This window comes from Streptomyces sp. NBC_00237 (genome assembly GCF_026342435.1).
Lineage (GTDB): Bacteria > Actinomycetota > Actinomycetes > Streptomycetales > Streptomycetaceae > Streptomyces.
Genome location: NZ_JAPEMT010000001.1, coordinates 125,976 through 142,889, shown reverse-complemented (window position 1 = coordinate 142,889; position 16,914 = coordinate 125,976). Strand labels below are relative to the sequence as shown.

Annotated in this window: 15 protein-coding genes and 1 tRNA gene; 10 read left to right on the top strand and 6 right to left on the bottom strand. The window is 71.0% G+C overall.

All coding sequences use genetic code 11. The annotated features are described in order from the left end of the window. Positions 1-49 precede the first annotated feature (49 nt). Both OG897_RS00665 and OG897_RS00660 read right to left on the bottom strand, forming a co-directional pair. Positions 50-1,537, bottom strand: a complete 1,488-nt coding sequence (locus OG897_RS00665) for an aminopeptidase P family protein (protein ID WP_266651785.1) — start codon at positions 1,535-1,537, stop codon at positions 50-52. A gap of 140 nt (positions 1,538-1,677) precedes the next feature. Continuing rightward, the gene (locus OG897_RS00660) at positions 1,678-3,147 is read right to left on the bottom strand and encodes a PP2C family protein-serine/threonine phosphatase (RefSeq protein WP_266651783.1); all 1,470 of its coding nucleotides are present in this window, start codon (positions 3,145-3,147) and stop codon (positions 1,678-1,680) included. Positions 3,148-3,654: 507 nt separating this feature from the next. On the opposite strand from OG897_RS00660, the gene OG897_RS00655 reads away from it, so the two are divergent. Both OG897_RS00655 and OG897_RS00650 read left to right on the top strand, forming a co-directional pair. Beyond that, a complete protein-coding gene (locus tag OG897_RS00655) occupies positions 3,655-4,341 on the top strand; it encodes a bifunctional DNA primase/polymerase (RefSeq protein ID WP_266651781.1) in 687 nt (228 codons plus the stop codon). A 242-nt stretch (positions 4,342-4,583) separates the two neighbouring features. Beyond that, a complete protein-coding gene (locus OG897_RS00650; RefSeq protein WP_323187951.1) occupies positions 4,584-5,117 on the top strand; it encodes a hypothetical protein in 534 nt (177 codons plus the stop codon). 225 nt (positions 5,118-5,342) lie between these two features. Here the strand turns inward: OG897_RS00650 and OG897_RS00645 are convergent, their stop codons facing one another. The 3 genes from OG897_RS00645 to OG897_RS00635 all read right to left on the bottom strand — a co-directional run bounded on the left by OG897_RS00645 (position 5,343) and on the right by OG897_RS00635 (position 7,949). Then, positions 5,343-6,311 (bottom strand): DUF5926 family protein, encoded by a 969-nt coding sequence (locus tag OG897_RS00645; protein ID WP_266651777.1) that lies wholly within the window; start codon positions 6,309-6,311, stop codon positions 5,343-5,345. Positions 6,312-6,453: 142 nt separating this feature from the next. Beyond that, on the bottom strand, positions 6,454-7,056 hold the full coding sequence (locus OG897_RS00640; RefSeq protein WP_266651775.1) for an ATP-binding protein: 603 nt from the start codon (positions 7,054-7,056) through the stop codon (positions 6,454-6,456). 71 nt (positions 7,057-7,127) lie between these two features. Then, positions 7,128-7,949 (bottom strand): glycerophosphodiester phosphodiesterase, encoded by an 822-nt coding sequence (locus OG897_RS00635; protein WP_266651773.1) that lies wholly within the window; start codon positions 7,947-7,949, stop codon positions 7,128-7,130. A gap of 320 nt (positions 7,950-8,269) precedes the next feature. Between OG897_RS00635 and OG897_RS00630 the strand changes: the two genes are divergently transcribed. Together OG897_RS00630 and OG897_RS00625 are read left to right on the top strand one after the other, a co-directional pair. Then, complete coding sequence (locus OG897_RS00630; RefSeq protein WP_266651771.1) at positions 8,270-9,931, top strand: S1C family serine protease; 1,662 nt, start codon at positions 8,270-8,272, stop codon at positions 9,929-9,931. A 44-nt stretch (positions 9,932-9,975) separates the two neighbouring features. Next, positions 9,976-10,062 (top strand) — tRNA-Ser (locus OG897_RS00625). Positions 10,063-10,135: 73 nt separating this feature from the next. Here OG897_RS00625 and OG897_RS00620 read toward each other — a convergent pair. Continuing rightward, positions 10,136-11,038 (bottom strand): bifunctional DNA primase/polymerase, encoded by a 903-nt coding sequence (locus OG897_RS00620; RefSeq protein WP_266651769.1) that lies wholly within the window; start codon positions 11,036-11,038, stop codon positions 10,136-10,138. A 304-nt stretch (positions 11,039-11,342) separates the two neighbouring features. Here OG897_RS00620 and OG897_RS00615 point away from each other — a divergent pair, with 304 nt between their 5' ends. From OG897_RS00615 to OG897_RS00590, 6 genes are all read left to right on the top strand, one after another. Next, the gene (locus OG897_RS00615; protein ID WP_266651767.1) at positions 11,343-11,654 is read left to right on the top strand and encodes a hypothetical protein; all 312 of its coding nucleotides are present in this window, start codon (positions 11,343-11,345) and stop codon (positions 11,652-11,654) included. A gap of 182 nt (positions 11,655-11,836) precedes the next feature. Continuing rightward, a complete protein-coding gene (locus OG897_RS00610; RefSeq protein WP_266651764.1) occupies positions 11,837-13,072 on the top strand; it encodes an acyl-CoA dehydrogenase family protein in 1,236 nt (411 codons plus the stop codon). A 17-nt stretch (positions 13,073-13,089) separates the two neighbouring features. After that, positions 13,090-14,163, top strand: a complete 1,074-nt coding sequence (locus OG897_RS00605; protein ID WP_266656458.1) for a bifunctional MaoC family dehydratase N-terminal/OB-fold nucleic acid binding domain-containing protein — start codon at positions 13,090-13,092, stop codon at positions 14,161-14,163. Between the two features lie 5 nt (positions 14,164-14,168). Then, positions 14,169-15,251, top strand: a complete 1,083-nt coding sequence (locus tag OG897_RS00600; RefSeq protein WP_266651762.1) for an acyl-CoA dehydrogenase family protein — start codon at positions 14,169-14,171, stop codon at positions 15,249-15,251. 20 nt (positions 15,252-15,271) lie between these two features. After that, positions 15,272-15,679, top strand: coding sequence for a MaoC family dehydratase (locus OG897_RS00595; RefSeq protein ID WP_266656456.1), 408 nt, complete (start codon positions 15,272-15,274; stop codon positions 15,677-15,679). After that, complete coding sequence (locus tag OG897_RS00590) at positions 15,676-16,842, top strand: lipid-transfer protein (RefSeq protein ID WP_266651760.1); 1,167 nt, start codon at positions 15,676-15,678, stop codon at positions 16,840-16,842. The genes OG897_RS00595 and OG897_RS00590 overlap by 4 nt, the downstream gene beginning before the upstream one ends. Positions 16,843-16,914: the final 72 nt, after the last annotated feature.

The following is a 16,914-nucleotide window of genomic DNA, read 5'->3' as shown; positions in this document are numbered from 1 at the left end:
GGCGAACGCGCCCTCACCCACCCGTGCACGTCCCGTGCCAGTACGGGACCTACTTGGCGGCCTTCGTCGCCGCCATCCACGCCTCGACCTCGTCGGACCGGCGCGGCAGCGCCGCCGACATGTTCCGGTTGCCGTCCTCGGTGACCAGGATGTCGTCCTCGATCCGGACGCCGATGCCCCGGTATTCCTCCGGCACCGTCAGGTCGTCGGCCTGGAAGTACAGGCCCGGCTCGACGGTCAGGCACACGCCCGGCTCCAGGGTGCCGTCGGCGTACGCCTCGCGGCGCGCGGCGGCGCAGTCGTGAACGTCCAGGCCCAGCATGTGGCCGGTGCCGTGCAGGGTCCAGCGGCGCTGGAGGCCCAGCTCCAGGACCCGCTCGGCCGGGCCCTCGACGAGGCCCCACTCGACGAGCTTCTCGGCGAGCACGCGCTGCGCGGCCTCGTGGAAGTCACGGTACGAGGCACCCGGCTTGACCGCCGCGATGCCGGCCTCCTGGGCCTCGTACACCGCGTCGTAGATCTTCTTCTGGAGCGGCGAGAACGTGCCGTTGATCGGCAGCGTGCGCGTCACGTCGGCTGTGTAGAGGGTGTGGGTCTCCACGCCGGCGTCGAGCAGCAGCAGGTCGCCGGAGCGCACCGCGCCGTCGTTGCGCACCCAGTGCAGGGTGGTGGCGTGCGGGCCCGCGGCGCAGATGGAGCCGTAGCCGATGTCGTTGCCCTCGACGCGGGCGCGCAGGAAGAACGTGCCCTCCAGGTAGCGCTCGGAGGTCGCCTCGGCCTTGTCGAGGACCTTCACGACGTCCTCGAAGCCGCGGACGGTGGAGTCCACGGCCTTCTGGAGCTCGCCGATCTCGAAGGCGTCCTTCACCACACGGGCCTCGGAGAGGTAGACGCGCAGTTCCTCGTCCGTCTCGGCGGTGACCTTGTCGGCGAGTGCGGCCTCGATGCCCGCGTCGTGCCCTCGGACGTTGCGGACCCGGCCGGTGGCCTCGCGCAGCGCCTGCGGCAGCTCGCGGACGTCCTTGGCGGGCAGGCCCAGCACCTGCTCGGCCTCGGCGAGGGAGTGCCGACGGCCGACCCACAGTTCGCCCTGGCCGTCCAGCCAGAACTCGCCGTTCTCCCGGTTGGAGCGCGGCAGCAGGTAGACCGTCGCGTCGTGCCCGGTCTCGGTCGGCTCCAGGACCAGGACGCCGTCGTGGGTCTGGTCACCGGTCAGGTACGCGTACTCCGTGGAGGCGCGGAAGGCGTACTCGGTGTCGTTGGAACGCGTCTTGAGGTTGCCCGCGGCGATCACCAGGCGTTCGCCCGGGAAGCGCGCGGAGAGCGCGGCGCGGCGGGCGGCGGTGTGCGACGCCTGCGCGATCGGCTCCAGGCCGTGCAGCTCGGTGTCGGCCCAGCCGGACTTCATGTTCTCGGCGAGCTCGTCGGACAGTCCCGGGTACAGCCCGTTCTTGCGCTGCTTGATGGGCTCTTCCTCGGTGGCCTCAGTCTCGCCATCCACGATTTCCGGGGTCTCCGGCTTGAGCTCCTCAGACACGACACGTCTCCTCATACGACACAGGGCCAGGGGTTTCCCGCCTCCTGGCCCTCCATCGTATGTCCGTGCGGTCGAACGTTCCCCAGCCTGTGGATAACTGTGAGAAATCATTCCCGGACAAGGGACGACCTCAGACGACCTCAGTCGAAACGTGCCGCCAGCAGCACGATGTCCTCCGCCGAGTCCACCTCGTCCAGCCCGTCCGGCAGCACCGTCCGCAGCACGTGGTCGGCGATCGCCCCCGGGTCGTCCCGGATCGCCTTCGGCACGCCCACCGCCGCCGCGTGCAGCCGCGCGAACGCCCGGTCCATCGGCTCCCCGGTGCGGTGCAGCAGCCCGTCGGTGTACAGCAGCACGGTCTCGCCCGGCTTCGGGCTGATCTCCACGCTGGGCGCCTCCCAGCAGGACAGCATCCCCAGCGGTGCCGACAGCGACGTCTCCGCGTACTCCGTGCGCCGCTCGCCGATGATCAGCGGCGGTGTGTGCCCCGCCCCGGCGAGCACGATCTTCCGCTTGGCGGGTTCGCAGTACGCCAGCAGGGCGGTGGCCGAGCGCGCGGGCTCCGTCAGCCGCATCAGCAGCTCCAGATCGGAGAGCACGGCGACCGGGTCCTCGCCCTCTATGACGGCGTACGCCCGCAGGCTCGCCCGCAGCCGTCCCATGGCGGCGGTCGCGCTGGGCCCCGCCCCGGTGACCGAGCCGACGACCAGGCCGAGCGCCCCTTCGGGCAGCGGCAGCGCGTCGTACCAGTCGCCCCCGCCGCGCGGCCCGGTCCGGTGCCGTACGGCCAGCTGTACGCCGGAGACCCGGGGCAGGCGGCTCGGCAGCAGCTCCTCGACGAGCGTCCTCGCGTGGGTGCGTGCCCGCTCCAGTTCGAGCAGCCGGGTCAGGTGCTCGGACGCGTACCTGCCGTAGAGCCCGACCAGGTGCCGCTGACGCTCCACCGGCTCGGCGGGTTCGTCGTACAGCCAGACGACCGCGCCGAGCCGCCCCGAGGAACCGGTCAGGGGCAGCGCGTAACTGGCGGCGTACCCGAGGCGCGCGGCCACCTCGCGGTGCAGCGGGTCGAGCCCCTCCTCGTGCAGCAGATCGGGGCTGGCGCTCGGCCCGCCGTCGCCGGGTTCGGTGGTCCCGTCGAGGAAGCGGCCGTACGCCGTCGCGTCGCGCGGCACGGTCTCGATGTGACCGAGGTCGGCGTGCGCGAGGCCGAAACCGACGGTACTGGCGGGCCCGAGGCCGTCGGCGGGCTCCAGGACGGCGAGGCCGCGCCTGGCCCCGACGAGGGCGGCTCCGGCGCGCACCACCTCGTGCAGTGCCTCGTCGAGCGCACCCGTTCCCACCAGGCGTTCGGTGAGTTCGTGAAGAGTGGTCAGGTCGGAGACCCAGCCCGCCAGCCGGTCCTGGATCACTGCTCCCGCAGGCGCGGGAGTCTGCGCGGGGGGCGGAACCAGTGGATCGATTCCGGCCACTTTCGGCACGTTCGGGGCGCTCATGTCAGCCGGCTTTCCACCTGGTGCGTAGTGCTCAATAGCATCGCAAACCCCCATGTCATTCTGCGCCGCTATCAATAGATCCACATCTACACGCACATGTAAGGCGATGTCCAGCATTGTCCTGGCGGGATTGATGGTGTCCCTGGGGAAACGAGGGAACACGTACTTGGCGTGAAAACGCAGCCCCGTACACACATTTGCGGTCGACTGGGGGCGTTCGACAGCGCGTCATATCAAGCCGCGCTGGGTATCTGACTCCGTGATGACCGGGGGACCGCGGCCGTGCCGCTGTCGTCGACCCGGAACCCGGCGGCGGGCGCAGGCGTCCTATCCGCTGTGGGCCGGGCGCCGTCACCGAGTGGCGGTCATGGACCGTCAAGCACCAGGGATCAGCACCACCGGAAGATCTGGCGACGTCCCCTGGGGACGGGGAAGCGCCCTGTGCGCGCCACCCCTCGCCACGTTCCGCGCTCGGCCCCTGTGGGGCTGCCGTACCGCAGGCTGTTCAGAGGCTCTGTACGTCTACCAGTACGCGCAGTGAGTACGTCCCCAGTACACGCAGTCAAGTGATGCACACATGGTGTCATGTGGACCTCGGCGTTCAACGGAAAGGAACGAGCGCTCATGCGCGAGATCCTCGGAAGGCGACGCAGGCTCCGGTTCCGGCGAAGCGAGCGGCCAGTTCTGCCCGGTACGGCGCTCACCTGCGCCACCGCGTGGCAGTGGCCGGTGCTCCCGGGAGTGGGGCTGACGGCGGCCGGCGGCCGCGCGGGTGCGGCGAAGCGCTGCGCCTGCCCCGATCCCGAGTGCGTGGTGCCCGGCGCGCACCCTTTCGACCCCGGGCTGATGGCAGCCACCACCGATGCGCGCATGGTGCGCTGGTGGTGGGAGAAGCGACCGGACGCACCGGTGGTGCTCGCCACCGGCGGCCGCGCCCCCTGTGCGCTCAGTCTCCCGGCGCTGGCGGGCGCGCGGGCGCTGGTGGCACTCGACCGGATGGGAGTGCGGCTGGGTCCCGTGGTGGCGACGCCCACCCGGTGGTCGCTCCTGGTCTCCCCGTACTCCCTGGAGCGGCTCGGTGAACTCCTGTACGCGAAGGACCGGGTGCCCTCTTCTTTGAGGTTCCACGGCGACGGCGGCTATCTGGTGCTGCCGCCCGCCGAAACCGGTGCGGGACAGGTGCGTTGGGAGCGGCGGCCGACGCTCGACGGGGACGGGCTCCCCTGGCTGCCGGACGTGGAGACCGTGCTGGACGCCCTGGTGGTGGCCAGCAGTGGTGCCCCGGGCGGCGGCAGCAGGCTGGCGTACTGAAGGCGCGGGCGCGGCTGCGGAAGCTGCGCCCGTGGTGTCACGCAGGCGCGTTGCGGAAGCGCGCACGGAGCGCGGGAGAGGCGTTAACCGCCGTGCGCCGCTCACTCGTAAGGGTGTGAGACGGCGCGAGTTCAGCGGAATTGGGCGCGCGGCCGACAAGTCGCGCCCCATCCGTCGATATCTTCGGCCCACCGTCACGAATTCCCCGGCAGTTGACAGGTGGGACTCCCTTGAATATCCGCATGATCGGACTTTCGGCCGTCGTGGTGTTCACCGTTCTGCTGCCGTTCGCGGGAGCCTCGGCAGGGCCGGCCGGATCTCCGGCCGAACCCGAGAAGGGTCACGCCGCTCCCGTGACGGACGACCCGAAGGCACAGGAGGACGCCGCGGAGGGACCGGGGCGCACGCGGGCCCGGTGCGGTCCCGAGGTGTCCTCCCCCGACGGCGTCGAGGCGCAGACCTGTGTGCTCACCGAGAAGGGCGAGACCTGGGCGCGTACGTACTACCGCAACGCCACGGGGGAGGAACTCGACGCCGTACTCACGCTCATGGGGCCGGCCGGGCGCACCGTACGGATGCGCTGCGAGGTCGGTGCGGGGGACGAGCCGGGATCGTGCGAGACACCGCGCGAGGGAGTGCCGAAGCGGACGGTCGCGGAAGCGGGCGGCGAAGCGGGCGCCGGGACGTACACGGCGGTTTCGGAATTCGCGAGTCCGGGAGACGGTCCCCTGCTGCTGCGCTCGGGGAGCAACTCACCGGAGTCCGCAGGGCCGTAAGGCGGCCGTAAGAACGAAAAGACCCGGTCGCTGGCGACGGGGGATGCACCAGCGACCGGGCTCCTAGAACGGTAACAAGAGATCCGCTGTTCGCAAATTCGATCTCGTGTATTCAGACAGGGATTTACTCGCCAGTACGACCCGGTGTGACCGGAATCACCGCGCCCGCTCCGTCCCGTTGTGCGACGTGCAACGGAGGGGCTCCGCGGAGCCCCTCCGGGCGGGTCAACTCAGCGTCACCTGACGGTTGGTGAGGCCGCCTCGGGAGCGCCGCTCCTCGGCCGTCAGAGGCGCGTCCGACGCGAGTGCCTCGGCGAGCCGCTCGGCGAACGCGGCGGCGGGCTTCTCGCACTCCTCCGCGGTCATCGCGCTCGGCAGGTCCCAGACCGGAACGATGATTCCGTGCGCCCGGAACGAGCCGACCAGACGCGTGTCCTCGCCCAGCGACGAGGTGCCCGCGGCGTGCAGCCGGGCCAGCGCGTCGAGGAGCTTCTCCTCGGGGTGCGGCATCGCCCACCGCAGGTGGTTCTTCTCCGGCGTCTCGCACCAGTAGGCGCAGTCCACACCCGTCAGCCGTACGGTGGGGATGGCGGCGGCGTTGGCGCGCTCCAGGGAGGCGGTGACCTCGGCGTTGGCGTTGTCGGCGTCCGGCACCCAGAACTCGAAGCCCGTGTGCACGTCCGGCGCGAACGTGGCGTCCGGGTCCAGCAGGTCCTGGAGGCGAGGCCCGTCGGCGGGCGCCTTGTCGGCGGTGACCGGGTTGCCGGGCTCGGCGACGAGTGCCCTCTGGAGGGTGTTCGCGAGATCGCGGCTCAGGTCACCGGAGGGGGTGTCGTTCTGGAGCCCGAGGAGGACCGATCCGTCCTCGCGGCGCAGCGCGGGCCACGCCATCGGCAGTACGGTCGCGAGCGTCACCGAGGGGACGCCCTCGGGCAGCCCGTCCTTGAGGGTGAGTTCGACCGTCGCGGCCGGGACCAGCTCGCGCAGCGCGACCCAGTCGCACTCTCCGGCCAGGCCCTCGAAGGGGCGCTGGACCAGCTCGGTCACGGCGTGCGACGCGGCACGGCCGTGACACGCCTTGTAGCGGCGGCCCGAGCCGCACGGGCAGGGCTCGCGCGCCCCGACCACCGGCACGGGCTCGTTGCTGGTGTTCTGCGGCTTGGCGGCCTTGGTCTGCGGGCGCTTCTTGGCCATGCGTGCTTCTCCCATTGCGGCAGTGCGGTGTCGGCGCGAGCCTAGCCGCAATGGCGAGCACGTCCTTCGTGCCGCGAGCACCAGCGCTGGTGAACAGGACGGGCCCGCCGCGAGCACCAGCGCTGGCGGCGGACCCGCGATGTCAGCCCAGATCGTCGAACGGCACTGCGAAGTCCAGCGCCGGAGGCGCGACGCGCGTCGCGAAGTCGCTGTGCCGGTCGCTCTCTTCGAGCACCACCCACACCGTCACCTCGCCTGACGCCCTGTCGTCCCGTACGCCCCAGTCACGGGCGAGCGCGCTGATGATGTTCAGCCCGCGACCGCCCCGTGCGGTCACCGAGGGAGTGGCCGGAACAGGGCGGGTCGGCCCGCCGCCGTCCGTCACTTCCACGGTCAGCCGCCCCGTGGGACCGACCCCCCACGCGGCGCGCACGTCCCCGTCGCCTACCTCTGTCGCCCCCAAGGGCCTGCCGTGGCGGCAGGCATTGCTCAGTAGTTCGGAAAGGACCAGAACTGCATCATCGACGACCGATTCAGACACCCCTTGTGTGCGCAACTCCGTACGCATCTGGTGTCTTGCCGCCCCCACGCCGGCAGGGCCATGCGGAATGGCCATGCACGACGACGTGGGCACCTCCTGTGCCTCCATCAACGCCACCCCCGAGACCTCCTTCGCCCCACGCCACCGTGTGAATTCCCCAATGGCCTGGACCGGAAACCGGCCAAGCGTTGGCCAATGATGCACTCGTAACGATCGAATACGGTACGGATGCGCCGGAGCACTCCCCGTAGCGCTGTCCTGGTCGGTGCGAGGGGTCAGGCGCGGCCGAGTTGGGCGAGCACCTGCTTGGGGCGGTTGGTGATGATCGCGTCCACTCCCAGGCGCACGCACAGCTCGACGTCCTCCGGCTCGTTCACCGTCCAGACGTGCACCCGGTGCCCCGCGCGGTGCAGGCGGGCGATGTACCCGGGGTGGTTGCGCACGATCCGCATGCCGGGCCCCGCGATCCTGGCCCCCGCAGGGAGTCGCCCGTCGCGCAGCCGGGGCGTCACGAACTGCATCAGGTACACCGTCGGGATGGTGGGGGCGGCGAGGCTCACCCGGTGCAGGGAGCGCGCCGAGAAGCTCATGATCCGTACGGGAGCGGGCGCGCCGGCCTCCTTGGGCGGCCCGTCGAGCCCGAACCGCTGGAGCATCTCCAGCAGCTTCTCCTCGACCTGTCCGGCCCACCGGGTGGGGTGCTTGGTCTCGATGGCCAGCTGGAGCGGGCGGCCCGCGTCCGCGACCAGTTCGAGCAGGCGCTCCAGTGTCAGCACGGAGGTGAGGTCTCCCCGGCCCGGGTCGCGGTCCGGGCGCTCCCCGCTCTCCTCGATGCCCTTCCAGGACCCGAAGTCGAGGGCGGCGAGGTCGGCGAGCTCCAGGGCGGAGACCGCGCCCCTGCCGTTCGACGTACGGTTCACTCTGCGGTCGTGCACACAGACGAGGTGGCCGTCGGCGGTCAGCCGCACGTCGCACTCCAGGGCGTCGGCCCCGTCCTCGATCGCCTTCCGGTACGCGGCCAGGGTGTGCTCGGGGGCCTCCTCGGAGGCTCCTCGGTGGGCGACTACCTGGATGGTCTGCTGTCGTGCGTGAGTCACCGCGTCATGGTGTCACCGACGGCGGGCAGGTGTACGCGAAGCGGTGTGGGGAACGGGCGGGAAACAGGCGAGGAACGGGATGCCGCGAGGGAATTCCGGGGCCGTTCGGCCTCTTCGGGGACGCTCCCGGATGCGTCCCATTAGTCCGGAATAAAGGATGAGGGGCGGACGCACAGGTCCCGTTTACAGTGCTCTGACGTGCCGTGGGAAAAGCTGACAGCACACACGTGCACAGTGGGAAAAGGCATACAGGGGGGCGAAGGGCCCCGAAATGTGCCGGATCATCAGAAGCAGGACGACGCGGAACCGAGGAGAGAGCTGTGAGCACCGAGAACGAGGGCACTGCGGTACCGGCCGCCCCGTCCGCACCGCCGTCTCCCGTCCCGGCCACGGATCAGAGCACGCCGGAACTCGGTGCGCCCGCGGACAGGGCGCCCGCGCCGGAGCCCACCGCGGAACTCCCGGTGACCGCGCAGCCTCCCGTGCAGCAGCCCGCGCAGCCCCCCGTGCAGCAGCCCGCGCAGCCCGCCGCGCAGCAGCCTCCGGCGCCGCACGCTCCGCAGCACCAGGCCCCTCAGCACCAGGCCCCTCAGCACCCGGCCCCGCAGTCTGCCGCCGCCCCGCACACTCCGGCCCCGCAGCCCCCCGTACACGAAGTACCGGCAGCGCAGCCGTACCCGCAGCCCCAACCGCACCAGCAGGCAGCCCCCGGGGCGGCATGGCCCCCGCCGCCGCCCGCGTACCCGGCGTACGGCAACGCGTACGGCACGGGTGGCGGCGGTGACGCCCACCACGGCGGTGGCGGCGGCAGTGACCCCTGGGGCGCCCCCCTGGGGTCCGACGCCCCCCAGCCCCGGCGCAAGGGACGCGGCGGGATGATCGCCGCCGTCCTGGTCGCCGCGCTGGTCGCGGGCGGCGTGGGCAGCGGCATCGGTTTCTGGGCGGCCAACCGTGAGGCCAACTCCCCCGGCGGCTCCACCACCATCTCCGCAGCGGGCAACCCGCAGGACTTCAAGCGCGACCCGGGCACCGTGGCGGGCGTCGCGGGCAAGGCGCTCCCCTCCGTCGTCACCATCGATGCGCAGAGCGGCAGCGGCGAGGGCGGCACCGGCACCGGCTTCGTCTACGACAAGCAGGGCCACATCCTCACCAACAACCACGTGGTCGCCTCGGCGGCCAACGGAGGCGACCTCTCCGTCACGTTCTCCAACGGCAAGAAGTACGCCGCCGAGGTCGTCGGCCGCGCCCAGGGCTACGACGTCGCCGTCCTCAAGCTCAAGAACGCGGGGGACCTCAACCCCCTTCCGCTGGGCGACTCGGACAAGGTCGTCGTCGGCGACGCGACGATCGCGATCGGCGCCCCCTTCGGCCTGTCCAACACGGTCACCACGGGCATCATCAGCGCCAAGGACCGCCCGGTGGCCTCGGGCGACGGCCAGGGCAGCAAAGCCTCGTACATGAGCGCCCTCCAGACGGACGCGTCCATCAACCCGGGCAACTCCGGCGGCCCGCTCCTCGATTCGCGCGGCGCGGTCATCGGCATCAACTCCGCCATCCAGTCCGTCCCGAGCGGCGGTTTCGGATCCGGCGGCGGCCAGGCGGGCTCCATCGGCCTCGGCTTCGCGATCCCGATCAACCAGGCCAAGACGGTCGCCGAGCAGCTCATCAAGACGGGCAAGCCGGTCTACCCGATGATCGGCGCCACGGTTTCGATGGACCAGAAGGGCGACGGCGCGAAGATCGCAGAGGCGGGCACGGGCAACACCCCGGCCGTCACCCCGAACGGCCCGGCCGCCGCGGCCGGTCTCAAGCCCGGCGACGTCATCACGAAGTTCGAGGACCGCGTCATCGACAGCGGTCCGACCCTGATCAGCGAGATCTGGACCCACAAGCCCGGCGACAAGGTCAAACTGACCTACACGCGCGGCGGCAAGGAGTCCACCGCAGAAGTAACCCTCCAGGCACGCGAGGGCGACGGCTGACCGGCTAGGCTGTCCTCGCGTCGCCCCAGGTGGGGTGATGCGAGGGTGGGTTGCCCGAGCGGCCTAAGGGAACGGTCTTGAAAACCGTCGTGGCAGCGATGTCACCGTGGGTTCAAATCCCACACCCACCGCAGGTGCACGGCCCCCGACCGGGGAAACGGTCGGGGGCCGTTCGCATGTCCGGGGGCGGTGACGAGGTGAGGGTCATGCCTTCGTGCCCGCGGTGAGGCGGGCGGCCGAGGCCAGGGTGGAGCGGATCTCCGGGAGGGTGAGGCCCGTGTGGAGGGCGGCTTCGGTGAGGGGGGCGGTGAGGGTGGGGCCCAGGCCGTTCTCGTAGGCGCGGCAGGCGGCCCAGAAGAGGCGGGTGTTGCGCTGGCCCTCGCGGGCGGTGCGGACGAACTCTACGAGGCCGTGGCCGTCGTTCGTACGGGATAACGGGGATGACGGGGGTGGTGGGTGATCGGGGCGCTCCGGGCGCTCTGGGCGTTCCGGGGTGAGGAGTGTGAGGAGGGGCGGTGGGCAGGGGGCGGCCGGGAGGTGGGCCGTGCCCGGGGCCAGGCGGTAGACGCCGTGCGACGTCAGGGAGCCGGGGCCGACCAGGTAGCCGCCGGTGCCGCGGACGTCGATGCCGGGGGCGAGGCGGCTCGCGGAATTGGGCACCGTGACGCCGGGCGGACCGGACAGCCAGAGGTGGCGGCCGCCGGAGGGGGTGAGCACGGTGAGGGTGGTGGGGACGGTGAAGTCGTTTTCCTCGGCCAGGCGTTGGAGGGCGGCGAGGGGGTCCGCTCCGTGCTTGGTGTCCAGGTCGATGCCGATGAGGTGGTGCGGGGGACGGCCGCAGGCGATGCCGTAACCGGTGGCCCAGGGGGCGGCGGCGAAGAGGGCGCGCACGACCGTGGGGTCGGTGGAGGCGTCGTGGACGCCGTGGCCGGGGAAGCCGCAGGCGCCTCGGCAGGGTCCGCCTTCCGCAGGAGGCTCCTCGCGGTGCGGCGAGGGCAGCGCCGGCAGCTTGGTGCGGGACAACGGGATGACGGGGAGGCCGCGCTCCGCCGCCGAGAGGGCGTGTGCGAGGGCCAGTGTGGCGGTGAGCCGGTCGGGAGTGGCCATGACTCCATAGTCGTACGAATGTTCGAACAAGGGAAGCCGGAAAGTTGGCCGAAAATCTGCCGGAACGGTTCTCCTTGTGGGGTTACTGGGCTTCATGGGCCATTTGGCCGATCGATGGCGGTTTTGGGGTGAGGTTGGGGGTTTATCGATAAAACCTCACGCTTGCGAGCGAATAAGGGCGTGGTGGGTGGTTCGCCGGGGATTCGGTAGGTCAATCTGATGTCGCGACGTCGTCACCAGTACCGAGGCAGTCGGCCAACTTCCTCGGAAAAAGCCGTACTTAACAGTTCCTGGAGGAATTGACATGGCACGTATCCGTACCGCCCGCGTCATCGCCGCTGTCGCCGCCCTGCCCCTCGCGGCCGCCCTCTTCACGGGTGTTGCCACCGCCGACAACGGTTCCTTCGCGGACGACGGATCGAACGCGACCGTTGCCACGCAGAACGGCACCGGCGTAGGCGGCACGAACAACGGCAACTCCACCACCACGCAGCAGGTGGCGACGGGTGCCGGTGCTTCGAACCAGAACAACACCGCCAGCGTGAACGGCTCGGACGACACCGCCATCCAGCAGGGCAACGAGAACGTCGCGGTGAACTTCACCGAGCTTTGGTAGTACAGCGCGGCCTGATGGGGGTCTGTGCTGCGGGGTGAACGACTGCCTGTGCGGCGGTGCTTCGGCGCCGCCGCACAGGCATGTGTGCGTGTGGTCGGTGACCTTGACACGACGACTGGATCTGACGGACAGTCAGAAATCCTTTCGCGTACGTCCGGACCACTTCGCCGGAGGCCATCGCCGTGCACCTCGCACCGACCGAGCGCCAGCAGCGACTGCGCGCCGAACTCCGCTCGTACTTCCGTGAACTGATGCCGGACGGGCCGCCGACGGAGGCGGCCGGGCAGCGCGCGCTGCTGCGGCGGATCGGCGCCGACGGGATGCTCGGGCTCGGCTGGCCGAAGGAATACGGGGGCCAGGGGCGCGGCCCCGACGAGCAGTTCGTCTTCTTCGACGAGGCGTACCGGGCGGGCGCGCCGGTGTCGATGGTCACGCTCAACACGGTCGGGCCGACGCTGATGAAGTACGGGACCGAGGCCCAGCGGGGGTTCTTCCTGCCGCGGATCCTGCGGGGCGAGCTCGTCTTCGCCATCGGGTACAGCGAACCGGAGGCCGGTACCGATCTGGCGGCGCTGCGCACCCGTGCGGTGCGGTCGGCGGGTGGAGCGGGTGGGGTGGGTAGAGCGGGTGATGCGGGTGGGGTGGGTAGAGCGGGTGACGCGGGTGGGGTGGGTGGGGCGGACTGGGTGATCGACGGGCAGAAGGTCTTCACCAGCAATGCCCAGAACGCGGACTGGATCTGGCTCGCCTGCCGCACCGACCCCGAAGCCCCCAAACACCGGGGGATATCGATCGTCCTGGTGCCGACGGACGCGCCCGGCTTCTCGTGGACGCCGATCGAGACGGTCGGGGGGCTGACGACCACCGCCACGTACTACGACGGGATCCGGGTCCCCGCCGGGAATCTCGTCGGGGACGAGAACGAGGGGTGGGGGCTGATCACCAACCAGCTCAACCACGAACGCGTCGCCCTCGCGGCCATCGGCATGCAGGCCGAGGAGACCTTCGCCCAGGCGCTGGAACATGCCCGGCGCATCGACCCCGACACCGGCGAAAGGCCAGGTGAGAGGCCCTGGGTGCGGGCCCGTCTGGCCGAGGCGCATGCCCGGCTGGCGATGGTGCGGCTGCTGAACTGGCGGCTGGTCGGGGAGGTGGGGGCGGGAACGCTGGCGCCCGGGGACGCCAGCGGCGTGAAGTTCGTGGGGACCGAGAGCGCGGTCGCCGTCTATCAGCTCTGCCAGGAAGTGGTGGGGGACGCGGGGCTGGTGCGGGCCGGGTCGCCGGGGGTCTTCGGGGAGGGCGAGTTGGAGCGGATGAACAGGGCCGCCCAGATCAACACCTTCGGCGGCGGGGTGAGCGAGGTGCAGCGGGAGATCGTGGCGACCATGCGGCTCGGGATGCGGAGGACGAAGCGGTGACGGAGAGTCCGGAGAAGCTGAAATTCGTCGCAGAAAGTGACGACGGTGGGGAACTCGACGGATTCCACGCCCGTTTGAAGAAGTACGAGGGGCAGGCGGCGGCCACCTCGGCAGTGGGCAAGGACCTGGTCAACGAGCCGATGATCAGGCATTGGTGCGAAGCGATGGGAGACACCAGTCCGGCATATGTGGGGCCGGACGCGATAGCTCCGCCGACGATGCTTCAAGCCTGGACGATGGGCGGGTTGTCCGGGCACACGGATCGATCGTCGGCGTACGAGGGCCTGTTCGCGCTGCTCGACGGCGCCGGGTGTACGTCGGTGGTGGCCACCGACTGCGAGCAGGAGTACGTGCGGGACTTGCGGCCCGGGGACCGGATCACCTTCGACGCGGTGATCGAGTCGGTGTCCGACCGCAAGACGACCAAGCTGGGCACCGGGTACTTCGTCACGACCCGGATGGACGTCTACGGCGACGGGGAGCTGGCGGGCACGCACCGCTTCCGCATCCTCAAGTACGCCCCGGCGCGGAGGCGGACCGGCCCGGCTGCGAGGAAAACTCAACAGGGAGCGGCCGAGCAGGAGAACACGGCGTCCCAGGAGAACGCGGCGTCCCAGGAGAGCACTCCTGCCGCGCTGCGGCCACGGCCCGTGATCAACCGCGACAACGCCGGTTTCTGGGAGGGGGTTTCCGCTCACCGGCTGCTGATCCAGCGCTGTGCGGCGTGCGCACTGCTCCGCTTCCCGTGGCTGCCCGGATGCAATGGGTGCGGGTCGGCCCGGTGGGACACCGTCGAGGCGAGCGGCGAGGGCACGGTCTTCTCGTACGTGGTGATGCACCACCCGGCGTTCCCGGCCTTCGATCCGCCGTACGCGGTCGGGCTGATCGAGCTGGCCGAGGGCGTGCGGATGATCAGCAACGTGGTCGGGGTGCCTGCCGAACGGGTGCGGATCGGGATGCGGGTCCGGGCGGAGTTCCAGCGCTGCGACGAGGAGTTGGAGCTGCCGGTGTTCCGCGTCGTGGAGGGCGTTGAGGGCGTCGAGGGCATCGAAGGAGACAAGGGCGTCGGGACAGCCGAGGGTGAGGGGTGAGCGGGATGGATTTCACTCCGACCGAGGTGCAGCAGGAGGCGCGGGACCTGGCGGCGCGGATCTTCGGCGACCTGTCCACGCACGAGCGGCTGAGCGCGGCCGGGTCGGGCACCGATGCCGAGCTGTGGAAGCGGCTGGGCGAGGCCGGACTGCTGGAAGCGGTGGAGGAAGTGGGGCTGCTGGGACTCGTCCTGCTGCTGGAGGAGCAGGGACGGACCACCGCACAGGTTCCGTTCGCGGCCACGGGAGTCGCGGGTTTGCTCGCCCTGGGTGCTTTCGGGACGCGAAAACAGCAGGAAACGATGGGTCCTGGTCTGCGAAACGGGTCCCTCGTAGCCGTAGGTGCGTTTTCAGCCAACGGGCCCGGACACGTTCGGGTGAGCGGCGGTGCGGAGAGCAGCGACGGCTCGTACTCCTGTGCGCTGACCGGGGTGGTGCCGGTGGTGCCGTGGCTGCGGGACGCCACCCATGTGCTGGTGCCGGACGCGGACCGGGGGCTGTGGCTCGTACGGACCCAGGAGGAGGGGGTCGGGGCCGAGCCGGTGGAGACCACCGCGCCCTGGTCGGCGGGGCGGCTCACGCTCGACGGGGCGCGGGCGGAGCGGCTGGGAGGGCCGGGGCCTCAGGCGTACGGGAGCGTGCGGCGGGCGACGGTGATCGCCTTCGCGGGGTTGCAGGCGGGGGTCTGTGCGGGGACGGTGGCCCGGGCCGTGGAGTACACCTCGCAGCGGGAGCAGTTCGGGCGTCCGCTGTCCACGAAGCAGGCTGTCCAGCTGCGGGCCGCCGACGCGCACATGGACACCGAGGCGATCCGGGTCACCGCGTACGAGGCGGCTTGGCGGTACGACCAGGGCCTGCCCCACGCGACGCACGCCCTGACGGCGGCCTGGTGGGCGTCCGAGGCGGGGCGGCGCGTGGTGCACGCGGGCCAGCACCTGCACGGCGGGATGGGCGCCGACCTGGAGCACCCCGTACACCGGCACTTCCTCTGGGGGCGGCAGATCGACGCGTACCTGGGCGGTGGGGGTCAGGCGCTGGAAGAGCTCGGACGGCTTCTCGTGGAGGAAGAGGAAGAGGTGGAGGGATGAGTTCCGGAGGGGTGCGGGGGTTGCGGGCCGGTGAGGAGCTGGCGCCGCTGGAGATCGCGGTGACGCGGACGCTGATCGTCGCCGGGGCGGTGGCCTCCCGCGACTACCAGGACGTGCACCACGACGCCGAGGCCGCGCGGGAGAAGGGGTCCCCGGACATCTTCATGAACATCCTGACGACGAACGGCCTGGTCGGACGGTACGTGACCGACAGCCTCGGCCCCGGGACGCGGCTGCGGGCGGTGAAGATTCGGCTGGGTGCGCCCAACTACCCGGGCGACACGCTGGTGTTGCGCGGGACCGTCACCGAAGTCGACGAGTCGGAGGGCGTCGCCGAGATCGGGATCGTCGGCGCGAACGGCATCGGCCGTCACGTCGCCGGCACGGTCACCGTGGCGTTCGGTGCCGCAGGGGAGGAGCTCGCATGAGTATCCGCAGGGCGGACGAGCTGGGCGGGAAGGCCGCGATCGTGGGGATAGGGGCGACCGAGTTCTCCAAGGACTCCGGGCGCAGCGAACTGAAGCTGGCCGTCGAGGCGGTGCACGCGGCGCTGGACGACGCCGGGCTGACGCCCGCCGACGTCGACGGTCTCGTCACCTTCACGATGGACACCAGCCCGGAGATCACCGTCGCGCAGGCGGCGGGGATCGGCGAGCTGTCGTTCTTCTCCCGCATCCACTACGGGGGCGGCGCGGCGTGCGCGACCGTGCAGCAGGCGGCGCTGGCGGTGGCGGCGGGGGTGGCCGAAGTCGTGGTCTGCTACCGGGCGTTCAACGAACGGTCGGGGCGCAGGTTCGGGTCCGGGGTGCAGCGCAGGGAGCCGTCGGCGGAGGGGGCGGCGATGGGGTGGGCGCTGCCGTTCGGCCTGCTGACCCCGGCGTCCTGGGTGGCGATGGCGGCGCAGCGCTACCTTCACGCGTACGGGCTCACCCCGGAGGCGTTCGGGCAGGTCGCGGTGGTCGACCGGAGGCATGCGGCGCGCAATCCGGCCGCGTACTTCTACGGCAAGCCGATCACGCTCGCCGATCACGCGGCCTCGCGGTGGATCGTGGAGCCCCTGCGGCTGCTGGACTGCTGCCAGGAGACCGACGGCGGGCAGGCGATCGTGGTGACCAGCGCCGAACGGGCCCGTGACCTCGCGCAGCCGCCCGCCGTGATCGTGGCCGCCGCACAGGGGGCGGGGCGCTCGCAGGAGGCGATGACCAGCTTCTACCGGGACGACCTGACCGGGCTGCCGGAAATGGACGTGGTGGCACGGCAGTTGTGGCGGACGTCCGGGCTCGCGCCGTCGGACATCGACGTGGGGATCCTGTACGACCACTTCACGCCGTTCGTGCTGATGCAGCTGGAGGAGTTCGGGTTCTGCAAGGCAGGGGAGGCGGCCGACTTCGTGGCGGCGGACGCCCTGCCGCTGAACACGCACGGGGGGCAGCTCGGCGAGGCGTACCTGCACGGCATGAACGGCATCGCGGAGGCGGTCCGGCAGGTGCGTGGCACCTCGGTGAACCAGGTGGCGGGGGCGGCGCGGACGCTGGTCACGGCGGGCACCGGGGTTCCCACATCCGGGTTGATCCTGGGCGCGGATTCCTGACCGGCCCGGCGTGCGTCGTGGACTCGGCCACTGAATGACCGTTAGCTAACGGTATGTACCGATTTGCTGGCT